Source organism: Pseudomonas sp. 3-2, assembly GCF_019710535.1.
Lineage (GTDB): Bacteria > Pseudomonadota > Gammaproteobacteria > Pseudomonadales > Pseudomonadaceae > Aquipseudomonas > Aquipseudomonas pharyngis.
The window spans coordinates 543988-557749 of record NZ_CP081200.1 but is presented as its reverse complement, the minus strand read 5'-3'; the positions used below and the strand labels follow the sequence as shown (position 1 = coordinate 557749).

13 protein-coding genes and 1 riboswitch are annotated in these 13762 nt (G+C 62.3%); of the genes, 5 read left to right on the top strand and 8 right to left on the bottom strand.

The window, feature by feature from the left end:
- Nucleotides 1-37: 37 nt before the first annotated feature.
- The 4 genes from K3819_RS02460 to K3819_RS02445 form a co-directional block, all read right to left on the bottom strand.
- The gene (locus tag K3819_RS02460) at nucleotides 38-646 is read right to left on the bottom strand and encodes a YqiA/YcfP family alpha/beta fold hydrolase (RefSeq protein ID WP_064382909.1); all 609 of its coding nucleotides are present in this window, start codon (nucleotides 644-646) and stop codon (nucleotides 38-40) included.
- Between the two features lie 95 nt (nucleotides 647-741).
- Nucleotides 742-1557 (bottom strand): 3',5'-cyclic-AMP phosphodiesterase, encoded by an 816-nt coding sequence (gene cpdA / locus K3819_RS02455; protein WP_221398567.1) that lies wholly within the window; start codon nucleotides 1555-1557, stop codon nucleotides 742-744.
- A 104-nt stretch (nucleotides 1558-1661) separates the two neighbouring features.
- Nucleotides 1662-2114, bottom strand: a complete 453-nt coding sequence (locus K3819_RS02450; protein WP_085611078.1) for a DUF1249 domain-containing protein — start codon at nucleotides 2112-2114, stop codon at nucleotides 1662-1664.
- Nucleotides 2105-2722: an NUDIX domain-containing protein gene (locus K3819_RS02445; RefSeq protein WP_064593070.1), complete on the bottom strand. Its 618-nt coding sequence runs from the start codon at nucleotides 2720-2722 to the stop codon at nucleotides 2105-2107. Before K3819_RS02445 ends, K3819_RS02450 begins: the two co-directional genes overlap by 10 nt.
- A 220-nt stretch (nucleotides 2723-2942) precedes the next feature.
- Between K3819_RS02445 and K3819_RS02440 the strand changes: the two genes are divergently transcribed.
- Nucleotides 2943-3689: an RsiV family protein gene (locus K3819_RS02440; RefSeq protein WP_221398566.1), complete on the top strand. Its 747-nt coding sequence runs from the start codon at nucleotides 2943-2945 to the stop codon at nucleotides 3687-3689.
- Here K3819_RS02440 and cytX read toward each other — a convergent pair.
- Both cytX and thiC read right to left on the bottom strand, forming a co-directional pair.
- On the bottom strand, nucleotides 3658-4950 hold the full coding sequence (gene cytX / locus K3819_RS02435) for a putative hydroxymethylpyrimidine transporter CytX (protein ID WP_221398565.1): 1293 nt from the start codon (nucleotides 4948-4950) through the stop codon (nucleotides 3658-3660). The two genes, K3819_RS02440 and cytX, sit on opposite strands and share 32 nt — an antisense overlap.
- Nucleotides 4951-5120: 170 nt before the next feature.
- Nucleotides 5121-7010: a phosphomethylpyrimidine synthase ThiC gene (gene thiC, locus K3819_RS02430; protein WP_221398564.1), complete on the bottom strand. Its 1890-nt coding sequence runs from the start codon at nucleotides 7008-7010 to the stop codon at nucleotides 5121-5123.
- A 146-nt stretch (nucleotides 7011-7156) separates the two neighbouring features.
- A riboswitch (TPP riboswitch) is annotated at nucleotides 7157-7262 on the bottom strand.
- Nucleotides 7263-7458: 196 nt separating this feature from the next.
- Here thiC and K3819_RS02425 point away from each other — a divergent pair.
- Complete coding sequence (locus K3819_RS02425) at nucleotides 7459-8892, top strand: TolC family outer membrane protein (RefSeq protein WP_039766588.1); 1434 nt, start codon at nucleotides 7459-7461, stop codon at nucleotides 8890-8892.
- 30 nt (nucleotides 8893-8922) lie between these two features.
- On the opposite strand, the gene waaA is transcribed toward K3819_RS02425, so the two are convergent.
- Both waaA and K3819_RS02415 read right to left on the bottom strand, forming a co-directional pair.
- Nucleotides 8923-10203 carry a lipid IV(A) 3-deoxy-D-manno-octulosonic acid transferase gene (waaA, locus tag K3819_RS02420; RefSeq protein ID WP_221398563.1) on the bottom strand — a complete coding sequence of 427 codons (1281 nt, stop codon included), beginning with the start codon at nucleotides 10201-10203 and terminating at the stop codon, nucleotides 8923-8925.
- An 11-nt stretch (nucleotides 10204-10214) separates the two neighbouring features.
- Nucleotides 10215-11117 carry a LysR family transcriptional regulator gene (locus K3819_RS02415; protein WP_085611083.1) on the bottom strand — a complete coding sequence of 301 codons (903 nt, stop codon included), beginning with the start codon at nucleotides 11115-11117 and terminating at the stop codon, nucleotides 10215-10217.
- 103 nt (nucleotides 11118-11220) lie between these two features.
- Between K3819_RS02415 and K3819_RS02410 the strand changes: the two genes are divergently transcribed.
- From K3819_RS02410 to K3819_RS02400, 3 genes are all read left to right on the top strand, one after another.
- Nucleotides 11221-11553: a multidrug efflux SMR transporter gene (locus tag K3819_RS02410; RefSeq protein WP_085611084.1), complete on the top strand. Its 333-nt coding sequence runs from the start codon at nucleotides 11221-11223 to the stop codon at nucleotides 11551-11553.
- A gap of 204 nt (nucleotides 11554-11757) precedes the next feature.
- Entirely contained in the window at nucleotides 11758-12933 is a 1176-nt protein-coding gene (locus tag K3819_RS02405; protein WP_085611085.1) for an FAD-binding oxidoreductase, read from the top strand.
- Entirely contained in the window at nucleotides 12930-13742 is an 813-nt protein-coding gene (locus K3819_RS02400) for an aldo/keto reductase (protein ID WP_103386579.1), read from the top strand. Before K3819_RS02405 ends, K3819_RS02400 begins: the two co-directional genes overlap by 4 nt.
- Nucleotides 13743-13762: the final 20 nt, after the last annotated feature.

Below are 13762 nucleotides of genomic sequence, written 5' to 3'. Positions count from 1 at the left end.
CTCGTCGTCAGTGATTCAATGAAAATGGGGCAAGACTTCACAGTGCGGTGAAATCGATTGCCTGATAGGTATCGGCGCCAATCCCGGCAAAGCTGAGCAATGCCGGCAATTGTGTAACAAATCCTTGGAAGCTGTGGTCGCCGCCGGCCTGAATGCGCAAGGCACAGGCCCGGTAATACTGCTGGGCAAGGCGATAATCCAGCGTTTCATCCCCGGTCTGCAACCATACCTGATAACGCTGCGGATCCTGCGGCGCCGGCACTTCCAGCTCGGCCAGGGCCGTCACGTGGTCGTGGGTCAGCTCCCAGGTTTCGTCGGTGTACAGGTTTTTCTGGGTGCCCAGGTATCCGTCGAACATCCGGTGCGGACTGACGGCCGGGTTGACCAGCAAGGCTTTCAGGCCATGGCGCTCGGCCAGGTGAGTCGCATAGTAGCCGCCGAGCGAGCTTCCCACCAGCAATGGCCGGCCGAGTTCGGCGATTGCCTGTTCCAGCTGACCGATGGCTTCACGCGGGTGGTGATGCAGCGCCGGCACACGCAGTTGATCGCTCAGACCCAGCCGTTCCATCACCTCGACCAGCTGACAGGCCTTCTTCGAGGCCGGCGCGCTGTTGAAACCATGGATATAGAGAATCGAACCGGACATTTGAGCTCCCTGGGCGTCGGCTTAAGAAAGCGGAGTTTACAGGGAGTCAGGGGGTGTTGGGCCAGCACCCGAGGAAATCAGCGCTGCACCCGTCATCAGTAACCGTTGGAGCCGTAATCCACCTGAAAATCAAAACCGGTGACACGCTCCACGCCGGTCTCCAGCCGCCCATCCGGCAACAAGCGCAACCAGCGATACCCCGGTGCCTGCTCGCCGACCTTGAAGTCTTCACTGCCCGGCTCGAACTGGATGCAGGTCGACGGCGAGGCGATCAGCCGTACGCCGTTGCGCTCACGGTCGATTTCCTGATGCACATGCCCCCACAGCACGGCGCGGGCCTGCGGAAACCGATCGAGCACCTCAAAAAAGGCTTCCGGATTGCGCAAGCCGATCGGCTCCATCCAGGCGCAGCCGATCGACACCGGATGATGGTGAAAGCACACCAGATGATGGCGATCCGGCGCTTCGCTCAGGGAGCCGGCAAGCAGTTGCAGTTGGTGATCCTGCAAATACCCCGGCACCGATCCGGGCACCGCCGAATCGAGCAGGGTCACGCGCCAGTTGCCGACATCCACCACGGACTCCAGCAACGCGCTCTTCACAGTCGCTTGAGCCATGATCTGCGGTTCGTCGTGATTGCCGGGGATCCAGCGGGCCGGTGCGTCGATCTGCGCCGTCATCTGCCGGAATTGCTGGTAGGACTCCAGCGTACCGTCCTGGGACAGGTCGCCGCTGGCAACGATCAGGTCGATCCGCGGTTGCTGTTCGAGCACCAGCTCGATGACTTTTTGCAGACTCTCGCGGGTGTTCATGCCCAGCAGCGCTCCGTCCGCCTCGGCGAACAGATGGCTGTCAGAGAGTTGCACCAGCAACGCCGTGTCGGCGGTGGTCAAAGTCGATACGCTCGGCAAGGCGTTCTCCCCGGGGATCACGGGCTGGATAGGAGCGGCAATTATGCGGGGGGACACCACAAAGAGAAACCGGCGAACCGGACGCAGTTCACAACTTGCGCTGGTTATCGGACTGCCGCGTATTCGTGTCCGCACGCCAGACAATGACTCAGCCATTCACCCAGGAACAGATTGAGCTGGGCTTTTTCGTCCGGCTGGTGCATGGCCGCATTCGGGTAAGGATAGACGCCGCGAAAACGTCGCGCATGCTCGGCGCTGATCACCTCGGCCATGCGTGCGTCGTGATAGACCTGCACTTCCAGTTGCGGCACCGGCAGCCACGGCAGGCTGTGTTCCTGGCGCACCTGCAAGGTCGTGGTGTAGGGACAGGTCTGCAGCACTTCCAGCGCCAGCACGCCAAGCATCTGGTCGCCCTGGGTCACCGCGATGCGCCGCGCTTCGGGGTCGCTGCGCATGTCCGGCAACAGTCGCATCAGGCGCGCATAGTTCGCCTCGCAGGCGGCTTGCAGCCCCGCAAGGTCGACGCGGTAGCGATCGCGCAACTTGTTTACGACCATAGCCCCCTCACTTCGGCGCGATTGAGCGCCAGCCACTGCAAGGCGATGATGCTCGCCGCATTGGCAATCCGTCCGTCACGTACGGCCTGCAGGGCATCTTCAAAAGCCCAGACCGTGACGCGAATATCTTCGGCTTCTTCCTCCAGCCCATGCAGGCCGCCCGCGCCTTCGGTGCTGCAACGCCCCAGGTACAGATGCACGAATTCGTTGCTGCCGCCCGGTGACGGAAAGTATTTGGTCATCGGCCACAGGGCCTTGATGTCCAGCCCAGCTTCCTCCTGTGCCTCGCGGTGAGCAACTTCTTCCGGCTGTTCGTCCTTGTCGATCAGACCGGCGACCAGTTCCACCAGCCACGGGTTGTCCGCCTTGCCCAGAGCCCCGACGCGAAACTGCTCGATCAGCACCACTTCATCGCGCTGCGGATCGTAAGGCAGCATGCACACGGCATCGTGGCGCACGAACACTTCACGATTGATTTCGCGGCTCATGCCACCGGCGAACAGTTCGTGGCGCAAGTGCAGACGGTCGAGCTTGTAGAAGCCCTTGTAGCACTGCTCGCGTCGCACGATATCGACGGCGCTCGGAATGGCTTTGGCAAAATCGGTCATGAGCATCCTCTTTACTGCAAATCCAACACGAGGCGCCTTCTTGCGACCTCGACTTCGCGCCATCCTAACGCGCCCGTGACGTTTGATGCAGCCCCTTTACTGTCAGCGGGATGGACGGTGGAGGCGAAACCCACTCTAATTAGCTTAGTGGCGAACTGACCGCTTCGTTGAGAGTCGAAGCGGTAACTTTTTGCCTTCCCCTGCTTCAGAAAGGACGCCCATGTCGCTTTTCAAAATTGCCTCCGTGGCCGCCATCGCCCTGACCCTGGGCGCCTGCGCCAGCCTGTTCCAGCCCAACTATCGCACGCCGCTGGAAACCACCCGCGACGCCTCGGAAACGCTGAAACCGGGTTGTTCCAACCAGGACTGTCCGCTGGTGAACATCGATACGTTGCGCTTCCCGGCAGAACCGGCGCTGGACGGCATCATCGAAAAACGCCTGCTGCAAATGACCCGCACCGCACCGAACGCCCCGGTGGCGCCGACGCTGGCAGCGTATCGCGAGCAGTTCCTGGCCAACGCCGGCCCGCGCAACAGCAGCTATTTGCAGGCGAAAGTACGCGAGCAGCATGACGGTCTGGTGATCATCGAAACCTCGAGCTACCTGGACACCGGCGGTGCCCACGGTACGCCGGGACGCGGTTTCATCAACTATTCGCGTCAGCAGCACAAGGTGCTGACCCTGGTGGACATGCTGCTGCCGGGTCAGGAAGAGGCGTTCTGGAAAGCGGCGCAAGTGGCGCACAACAGCTGGCTGATCAGCACCAAGCTCGATCAGGAACCGGAATTCGTGAAGAGCTGGCCGTTCGTCAAAACCCCGAACGTGGCGCTGACCTACGGCGGCGTGATCCTCAAGTACGACGTGACCACCATTGCGCCTTATGCGCTGGGCCACGTCGAACTGAAGATCCCTTACCCGCGCCTGAACGGCATTCTCAAGCCCGAGCTGTTTCCCGGCCGTAACTGAAAGCCCGGCCGAGCACGAGTTGCAGCAGCCCTGCCAGCACCAGCGCCGGCAGGGTCGCGCCGACATCCGGATACAGATTGGCCAGCAGGTGATAGGTGCTGATGCCACCCAGCCAGGCCAATAGTGCCGGCCAGCGCAAGGCGGCCGACGCCACCTGAGCACTGCGCTTGCGCAGGATGAAGTGATCCACCAGCACCACGCCGAACAGCGGCGCGAACACCGAGCCGATCAGCAGCAGGAAGTTCTGGTACTGCGCCAACGGCGCGAGCAAGGCGATCAGAGTGCAGATCACACCGATGGCCAGCGCCAGATGCTCGACTTTCAGACGCAACAGAATCCCGCTGGAAACCGCTGCCGAGTGAATGTCGGCGAAAGCGTTTTCCGACTCGTCCAGCAGAATCAGCAACAGCGGAATCCCCAGACCGGCGCCGGCCAGTGCCAGCAGCAGCGCGTTGACTTCACCGCTTGGCGCAAAGGCCAGGGTGTAGGCGACGCCGAGGCTCATCAGCCAGAAATTGCCGATGAAGAAACCGATGGCGGTGCCACCGAACACATTCTTCGCCCGTTTGCCGAAACGCGAGTAGTCGGCAATCAGCGGCAGCCACGACAGCGGCATCGCGATGGCGATGTCGAAACCCACGGCGAGCGGCATCGAGCCATCCCCGGCCTGAGCCCACAAGGCGGCGAGATCGGCCTTGGCGAACAGGTTCCACGTCAGCCAGATGCACGCGGCCAGAATCAGCCAGATGCCCCACTTGCGCAGGATCTTGCGCACGAACGTCAACGGCCCGCTGACCGCGAGCAAGGTCGCCAGCGCACCGAAACACAGCGTCCACAGCATCGGACTGGCCCACAGCGAACCTTCGCTGAACGCACGGGTGCCAAACAGGCTGGCCGCATCGCGCATGACGATGATTTCGAACGAACCCCAACCGATCAGTTGCAGCAGATTAAGCAGCGCCGGCAGGCTCGCACCTTTGCTGCCGAGGCTGAGTTTCAGCGCGGCCATCGACGACAGGCCGGTGTCACTGCCGATCACGCCAACGGCGGCCAGCAACAGGACGCCAACCAGGGTGCCGAGAAAAATCGCCAGCAGCGATCCCGACAGGCCCAGCCCCGGCGCCAGCAACGCGCCGGTCTGCAATACCATCAGGCCGATGCCAAGGGAAAACCAAAGGGAGAACAGATCCCGACCGCCGAATAAACGCTTGTCGGCGGGCACGGCGAGGTCGGGGGAATAAGTACCGGGTTGAATGCTCAAGGGTGTTATCTCAGAGGGACATTTGTTGTTGTGCTGACCCGTGTGATCGTTCCCACGTCGAGGCGTCGAACCGTCCGCGTGGGAATGCAGCCCGTGACGCTCCGCGTCACTGGACGCGGAGCGTCCCTAGAGGCATTCCCACGCAGAGCGTGGGAACGATCAGTGCGGGATCAAACTTTTTTGTACAGCTGACTGCCTTCCTTCCTGAACCGCTCGGCCTGTTCCGCCAGGCCCTGGGCGACGTCCACGTCGACCGCATCGATCCGCTGGTTGGCCGCGTATTCGCGGACTTCCTGAGTGATCTTCATCGAGCAGAATTTCGGCCCGCACATCGAACAGAAATGCGCGACCTTCGCCGAATCCTTCGGCAGGGTTTCATCGTGATACGAACGGGCGGTGTCCGGGTCCAGACCGAGGTTGAACTGGTCTTCCCAGCGGAATTCGAAACGCGCCTTGCTCAAGGCGTTGTCGCGGATCTGCGCGCCCGGGTGCCCCTTGGCCAAATCCGCCGCATGGGCCGCGATTTTGTAGGTGATGATCCCGGTCTTCACGTCATCCTTGTTCGGCAGACCCAGGTGTTCCTTCGGCGTCACGTAGCAGAGCATCGCGCAACCGAACCAGCCGATCATCGCCGCACCGATACCCGAGGTGATGTGGTCGTAACCCGGTGCGATGTCGGTGGTCAGCGGGCCGAGGGTGTAGAACGGCGCCTCGTCGCAGCACTCCAGCTGCTTGTCCATGTTCTCCTTGATCAACTGCATCGGCACATGGCCGGGGCCTTCGATCATGCATTGCACGTCGTGCTTCCAGGCGATCTTGGTCAGCTCGCCGAGGGTCTCCAGTTCGCCGAATTGCGCTTCGTCGTTGGCGTCGGCAATCGAGCCCGGACGCAGACCGTCGCCCAGCGAGAAGCTGACGTCGTAGGCCTTCATGATTTCGCAGATTTCGTCGAAGTGGGTGTAGAGGAAGTTCTCTTTGTGGTGCGCCAGACACCACTTGGCCATGATCGAACCGCCACGGGACACGATGCCGGTCACACGCTTGGCGGTCAGCGGCACGTAGCGCAGCAACACGCCGGCGTGGATGGTGAAGTAGTCGACGCCCTGCTCCGCCTGCTCGATCAGCGTGTCGCGGAACAGCTCCCAGGTCAGGTCTTCGGCGACGCCATTCACTTTTTCCAGTGCCTGATAAATCGGCACGGTGCCGATCGGAACCGGCGAGTTACGGATGATCCACTCGCGGGTTTCGTGGATGTGCTTGCCGGTGGACAAGTCCATCACCGTGTCCGAACCCCAGCGAATGCCCCAGGTCAGTTTTGCCACTTCTTCTTCGATGGACGAACCCAACGCGCTGTTGCCAATGTTGCCGTTGATCTTCACCAGGAAGTTGCGGCCGATGATCATCGGCTCGAGTTCGACGTGGTTGATGTTGGCCGGAATGATTGCGCGACCACGGGCGATTTCTTCGCGGACGAACTCAGGGGTGATTTCTTTCGGAATGCTCGCACCGAAGCTGTGACCGGCGTGCTGCTGGTTCAACAGGCCGGCAGCGCGGGCTTCTTGCAGCTTCATGTTTTCGCGGATGGCGACGTATTCCATCTCGGCGGTGATGATGCCTTTGCGCGCGTAGTGCATCTGGCTGACGTTGGCCCCGGCCTTGGCGCGGCGCGGGTTGTTGACGTGGGCGAAACGCAGCTTGGTCAGCTCTGGATCGGCCAGGCGTTCCTGACCGAAATTCGAACTCAGGCCTGGCAGACGCTCGGTGTCGCCACGGTCGTCGATCCATGCCGAACGCACGTCGCCCAGACCTTTGCGCACGTCGATCACCACGTTCGGATCGGTGTACGGGCCCGAGGTGTCGTAGACGGTGACCGGCGCGTTGATTTCGCCGCCGAAGTCGGTCGGGGTCACATCAAGGGTAATTTCGCGCATCGGCACGCGGATGTCCGGGCGGGAGCCCTGAACGTAGACTTTTTGCGAACGGGTGAACGGTTGAACCGACTGCTCGTCGACCTTGGCCGAGTCACTCAGGTTGATCGCGTTTTTAGATTTTGTAGTCATCACGGGCTCTCCAGACAGCATCCAGGCAGTGGATTGTCGGAGCAGAACCTGAAAGGCACGGACGCACCAGGACTGGTGCTGTGCATCGTCGTCGTGCGTTCGATTGTCGAACAATTTCCCGGACGAAGCACAAGAGGACTCGCCGGGTGACGAGAAATCTTGTTCCCTACGCAGGCGCTAACCTGATCAGGTTCAACGGGATCCGAAATTATTCGATCTCAGCCTCATAGCAAGGCACCCCGACAAGAACCCGGCCAGTCTAGACACAACCGGCAAAGAACGCCAACACCGCGGCAAACACCATGATGAATGGCGCAATTGGCAGATTGTTGCCTGCCGTCGGCGCTACTACACTCGCTACGCCATGCCGCGCCTTGACGCTGCATGGGCCGCGCCTTACCTTTGGCGCCCGGATTATTTCCATAATATTCATGCTAGGGATCGCCTCATGCTGCGCAAACTCTCACTGGCTGTCGCCGTGTCTTGTGCGTCCACCGCAACGGCCTGGGCAGCAGAAGCGCCTTTATCGACCAGGACCGATCTGGTCAGCGTCTACCAGGAAGCGGTCGACAACAACGCCGACCTGGCCGCCGCCCGCGCCCAGTACGGTGCGCAGAAAGAAGTGGTGCCCCAGGCCCGGGCCGGGCTGCTGCCGAACCTGTCCGGCGGCGCTGAAGTCGCCAACGTGCGCACTTCGATCGACCAGCCCTCGGCCATCGCCAATCGCAGCGCGCACTCCTATCAGGCGACGCTGGCGCAACCGCTGTTCCGCGCCGATCGCTGGTTCCAGTACCAGGCCGCCAAGGACGTCAACGAGCAGGCCGCGCTGCAACTTTCGGCCACCGAGCAGAACCTGATCCTGCAAACCGCCGAAAGCTACTTCAACGTGCTGCGCAGCCAGGACAACCTGGCCTCGACCAAGGCCGAGGAAGCCGCGTTCAAGCGCCAGCTCGACCAGTCCAACGAGCGCTTCGACGTGGGCCTGTCGGACAAGACCGACGTGCTGCAATCGCAAGCCAGTTACGACACCGCACGGGCCAACCGGATCGTCGCCCAGCGTCAGGTCGATGATGCGTTCCAAGCGCTGATCACCCTGACCAACCGCCAGTACAACTCGATCCAGGGCATCGTCCACACGTTGCCGATCCTGCCGCCGGCGCCGAACGACGCCAAGGCCTGGGTCGATACCGCCGCGAAACAGAACCTCAATCTGCTGGCCAGCAACTACGCGGTCAGCTCCGCCGAACAGACCCTGAAACAGCGCAAGGCCGGGCACCTGCCGACCCTCGACGCCGTGGCCAAATACGAAAAAGGCGACAACGACGCCCTCGGCTTCTCCAACCCGAACGCGTTCGGTACGCCGTACAGTGGCAACGTCGAGCAGAGCACTGTGGGCCTGCAACTGAACATCCCGATCTACAGCGGCGGGCTGACCAGCTCGCAAGTGCGCGAGTCGTACTCGCGGCTGGACCAGACCGAACAACAGCGTGAAGGCCTGCGCCGGCAAGTGGTGGAGAACACCCGCAACCTGCACCGCGCGGTGAACACCGACGTCGAGCAGGTGCAGGCGCGCCGCCAGTCGATCATCTCCAACCAGAGCGCGGTGGAAGCCACGGAAATCGGTTATCAGGTGGGGACGCGCAACATCGTCGACGTACTCGACGCCCAGCGTCAGCTCTACACCTCGGTGCGCAACTACAACAACACCCGCTACGACTACATCCTCGACAACCTGCGTTTGAAGCAGGCGGCGGGGACATTGAACCCGGGTGATTTGCAGGATCTGACGCGTTATCTGAAAGCCGACTACAACCCGGACAAGGATTTCCTGCCGCCGGATCTGGCCAAGGCAGCGGAAGCGCAGCTCAAGGCCCGACCTTAAACAAGAAACGCAGCCCTGAGGCTGCGTTTTTTATGCGCGGTCGATCAACCTTCCCAGTCCATCGAGCAAGCGCTGCAACGCACCCTGATTGCGGCGCATCACGCTCAATCCGGCTTCGGCCATGCGCTGTGCGTCGCGCGGCAGTTCGAACAGACGCTGCACCTCTGTCGCCAGACCTTCGGCGTCATCCACCTCGGCCAAGGCCCCGGCGCTGCGCAGTTGCGCGGCGATATCGAGGAAGTTGAACAGGTGCGGGCCGCTGATCACCGGTTTCGCCAACGCTGCCGGCTCCAGCAGATTGTGCCCGCCGTTGGGCACCAGGCTTCCGCCGACGAACGCGCTGTCGGCCAGGGCATAGAGAAACAGCAGCTCGCCCATGGTGTCGCCGAGCAGCACCGAAGTTTGCGCATCGACACTCGCGCCAGTGGAACGGCGCACCGTGGCAAAACCTTCACGCTGGCACAATTCGAACACCGAGTTGAAGCGCTCCGGATGACGCGGTACCAGAATCAGCAGCGCATCGGGATGGTTGGCCAGCAAACGACGGTGAGCATTCAGCACCACCTCGTCTTCGCCTTCATGGGTGCTGGCAGCGATCCACACCGGGCGCTCCTGCGCCTGCCATTGGCCCCGCAGTTCAGCGGCGCGTTGCAGCAGTTGCGGGTCGATGGTCAGGTCGAACTTGATCGAGCCCGTGACTTCGACTGTTTCCGCACGCGCACCCAGATCGCGGAAGCGCTGGGCTTCGGCTTCAGTCTGCACGGCGAACAGACTCATTTCGGCGAGCATCGGCGCGGTCAGCTTGCTGAACCGGCCATAGCCTTTGGCCGAACGCTCGGACAGGCGTCCGTTGGCCAATGCCACCGGAATCCCGCGTTTGGCGCATTGGTGAATGTGGTTGGGCCACAGTTCGGTTTCCATGATCACTGCCAGTTTCGGCTGCACGCGATCCAGGAAACGCGCGGCTGCGCAGGGCAAGTCGTAGGGCAAGTAGCAGTGCTGGATGCGTGGCTCGTTGGCGAACATTGCGTGAATGCGTTCCGACCCGGTCGGCGTCATGCAAGTCACGGTGATCGGCAGTTGTGGATAACGTTGCAGCAGCGCGCGGATCATCGGCGCAGCCGCGATGCTCTCGCCCACCGAGACGGCGTGAACCCAGATACCTCCGGGCTGCAAGGTCGGCAGGCCATAGGAGAAACGTTCGCCAATCCGCTTGGCATACGCCGGCGCCTTGCGCGAACGCAGCCACAGCCGAATCGCCACCAATGGCAGCCCCAGGTAAAACAGCGAGGTATAGAGAGTTCTATTCATGGCGGCGGAGTTTATCGGCTTTTGCCGCCGATCGCCCGCAGGTGTATGGCAAATCGCTCCGCCAGCCAGCGCGCCGCCGGCCCGAGCGGTTCATCACGGCGCCAGACCAGTTCCACTACCAATGCCGGCGGCGTCCATTCGCTGTCCAGTTCCACCATCAATCCCTGATACGCCGAGTATTGCACCACGTGGCGCGGCAGCCAGGCCCAGCCGAGATCGCGCACCAGCCATTCGGCCATCACGTAGAAACTGTCGGCACGCCACACCTGCGGACTGGCCGGTTCGTTGCCGGGATAAATGCTGGTCTGGGTCGACATCAACAACTGCCGATGCTGCGCCAGTTGCTGGCAGGTGACGTAAGCCTGCGCTGCCAAGGGATGCTTGACGCCGCAGACCGTGACCATTTCCACACTGCCCAGCACCCGGCGCTCCAGCGCTTCAGGGATTTCATCGTGATAGAACAACAGCCCGAGATCGGCCCGGCGCTCCACCAGTTTGCGCGAAACCTCACCTTGGGCGGCGCTGGTCAGTTGGACTTCCAGGCTCGGGAATTGCTCGGCCAGCGCGGCGAAGCTTTCCACCAGCGCCTGATAGGGCATCGCTTCGTCCTGGGCCACCCGCAGCTGCGCTTCCTGCCCGCGCATCATGGCCACGGCCCGGCCATTCAGGCGCTCGCACTGGCGCAACACTTCACGCGCCTCCTCCAGCAACGCCTCCCCTGCTTCGGTAAGACTCGGCTGGCGGCCGCTGCTACGCTCGAACAGGCTGACACCGAGGTCGTCCTCGAGCATGGCAATCGCGCTGCTGATCGCCGACTGCGCCTTGCGCTGCTGACGTGCCACGGCGGAAAACGAGCGCTGCTCGGCAACGCCGACAAACACCCGCAACTGCTCCAGATTCCATTGCATGCTCATCAGGCCAACCCATCTTGTAAACAGATAGGTAATGACTTTACCCCATCTGGGGAGTCACTAGAATGCCGCCTCAGAAAGCAACGCTACACACGAGGACTTGAACATGAACGCTTACGTCTATCTGGCCATCGCCATCTGCGCCGAGGTGATCGCGACCGTTTCGATGAAAGCCGTCAAAGGCTTCAGCACGCCGTTGCCACTGCTGCTGGTCATCGTCGGCTACGCCATTGCGTTCTGGATGCTGACCCTGGTGGTGCGCAGCGTACCGGTGGGCGTGGCCTACGCGGTGTGGGCCGGCATGGGCATCGTGATGGTCAGTGTCGCGGCGCTGTTCATCTATGGGCAGAAGCTGGATGTCCCGGCAATGCTTGGGATGGCGCTGATCGTGCTCGGCGTGGTGGTGATTCAACTCTTTTCCAAAACCGCCGGCCATTAACTGATTAATGCATAACCCCGTGTGGGAGCGGGCTTGCTCGCGAAGACGGTGTGTCAGGCAACATTGTTGTTAACTGATAGACCGATTTCGCGAGCAAGCCCGCTCCCACATTGCCCGACACCTTCCCCTCTGTTGATCATCGACAAATCCCCTTATCCCCGAGTCTGTATACTGCGCCCTCGTCTTGAACACTGAGGTCGTTGCATGCCATCTCCAATTTCCACCGACGTGCTGATTGTCGGCGCGGGTGTCGCCGGTCTCTGGCTGAACGCGCGCCTGCGTCGCCAGGGTTTCTCGACCGTGCTGGTGGAAAGTGCCAGCCTCGGCGGCGGGCAGAGTGTGAAGTCCCAGGGCATCATCCACGGCGGCGCCAAGTACGCGCTGCACGGTGCGCTGACCGGCGCCTCGGAAGCCATCGCCGATATGCCGCGCCGCTGGCGTGAAGCCCTGGCCGGCAACGGCGAACTGGACCTGACCGGCGTGCGCCTGCTGTCCGAGGCCCACTACCTGTGGTCGCCGGGCACCCTGGCCGGCAACCTCACCAGTTTCTTCGCCAGCAAAGCGGTGCGTGGCCGGGTCGATCAGGTCAAGGGCGATCAACTGCCACCGGCCCTGCAGGACAAGCGTTTCAAGGGCAAGGTCTACCGTCTCGCCGAGCTGGTGATCGACGTGCCAAGCCTGATCCAGCGTCTGGCGGATTTGTCGGGTGACGGTCTGCTCGCCGGCCACGGCATCGAGCCGTTACTGGAAAGCGGTGTGCTGGTCGGTCTGAAAGTCGATGGCCGCGAGATCCGCGCCCAGCGCATCGTCCTCAGCGCCGGCGCCGGTACTGCCGACCTGCTGACTGCCTTGGGCCTGACTCATCCGGCGATGCAACGCCGGCCGCTGCATATGATCATCGCCAAGGGCCCTGGCCTGAAGCCGCTGTACGCGCACTGCCTCGGTGGCGGCACCAAGCCGCGCATCACCGTGACCACCCACCCGGCCGCCGACGGTCAGTGGGTCTGGTATCTGGGCGGCGACATTGCCGAATCCGAAGGCGTGGCCCGTGAGCCCGCCGAGCAGATCGCCACTGCACAAAAGGAAATCGCACAGCTGCTGCCCTGGATCGACCTGAGCACCGTGCAATGGGCGACACTGCGCGTCGATCGTGCCGAACCGTTGCAAACCGGCCTGACCCGTCCGGACAACGCGTTCCTCGCCGAAGAAGGTCGCCTGCTGGTCGGATGGCCAACCAAGCTCGCATTGGCCCCGGACTTCGCTGACCGGGTGATTGCCTCCCTGGAACGCGACGGCATCCAGCCAAGCCACGCAGCTCCGTTGCCCGAGCTGCCAAAACCACCGATGGGCGTTCCCGCCTGGGAGCAACTGCTGCCATGAGCCTGCCGACCCTGCACGATTTGCATCGCCCGCTGGGCAGCACCGGGCTGCTGGTTTCGCCGCTGGGCCTGGGCACCGTCAAACTTGGCCGCGACCAGGGTGTGAAATATCCCAACGGCTTCCAGATCCCCGACGACGACGCCGCGCGCATGCTGCTCAAGCAGGCGCGGGAGCTGGGCATCAACCTGATCGACACTGCCCCGGCCTATGGCCGCAGCGAAGAACGCCTCGGCCCACTGCTGCGTGGCCAGCGTCAGGACTGGGTGATCGTCAGCAAGGTCGGCGAAGAATTTGTCGACGGCCAATCGAGCCACGACTTCAGCGCCGCTCACACCCGGATGTCGGTGGAGCGCAGTCTGCAACGTCTTGAAACCGATTTTATCGACCTGGTGCTGGTGCACTCCGATGGCAACGATCTGGCGATCCTCAACGACAGCGAAGTCTACGCAACCCTCGCGGCGCTGAAGGCCGAGGGCAAGATTCGCGGCTTCGGCTTTTCCGGCAAAACCGTCGACGGTGGCCTCAAAGCACTGGAGCAAGGCGACTGCGCGATGGTCACCTACAATCTGAACGAACAAAACGAGAAGGCGGTCATTGACTATGCTGCTGCCCACGGCAAAGCCATTCTGGTGAAAAAGGCCCTGGCCAGCGGTCATGTGTGCCTGAGTCCCGGTGTGGACCCGGTGCGCGCCAGCTTCGAATTGCTGTTCGCCCAGCCCGGCGTGGCCAGTGCCATTGTCGGGACCATCAATCCGCTGCACCTCGCCCACAACGTTGCGACCGTTGCCCAGGTCCTTCGTGGTCACTGACGCCGCCTCGCGGCCTTAAG

Bases quoted from the DNA above. Each gene is read 5' to 3' on its own strand.
- thiC (WP_221398564.1), bottom strand. From the start codon at position 7,010: ATGACTACAAAATCTAAAAACGCGATCAACCTGAGTGACTCGGCCAAG.
- K3819_RS02440 (WP_221398566.1), top strand. From the start codon at position 2,943: ATGTCGCTTTTCAAAATTGCCTCCGTGGCCGCCATCGCCCTGACCCTG.
- K3819_RS02410 (WP_085611084.1), top strand. From the start codon at position 11,221: ATGAACGCTTACGTCTATCTGGCCATCGCCATCTGCGCCGAGGTGATC.
- waaA (WP_221398563.1), bottom strand. From the start codon at position 10,203: ATGAATAGAACTCTCTATACCTCGCTGTTTTACCTGGGGCTGCCATTG.
- K3819_RS02460 (WP_064382909.1), bottom strand. From the start codon at position 646: ATGTCCGGTTCGATTCTCTATATCCATGGTTTCAACAGCGCGCCGGCC.
- K3819_RS02425 (WP_039766588.1), top strand. From the start codon at position 7,459: ATGCTGCGCAAACTCTCACTGGCTGTCGCCGTGTCTTGTGCGTCCACC.
- K3819_RS02450 (WP_085611078.1), bottom strand. From the start codon at position 2,114: ATGGTCGTAAACAAGTTGCGCGATCGCTACCGCGTCGACCTTGCGGGG.
- K3819_RS02415 (WP_085611083.1), bottom strand. From the start codon at position 11,117: ATGAGCATGCAATGGAATCTGGAGCAGTTGCGGGTGTTTGTCGGCGTT.
- K3819_RS02405 (WP_085611085.1), top strand. From the start codon at position 11,758: ATGCCATCTCCAATTTCCACCGACGTGCTGATTGTCGGCGCGGGTGTC.
- K3819_RS02400 (WP_103386579.1), top strand. From the start codon at position 12,930: ATGAGCCTGCCGACCCTGCACGATTTGCATCGCCCGCTGGGCAGCACC.
- K3819_RS02445 (WP_064593070.1), bottom strand. From the start codon at position 2,722: ATGACCGATTTTGCCAAAGCCATTCCGAGCGCCGTCGATATCGTGCGA.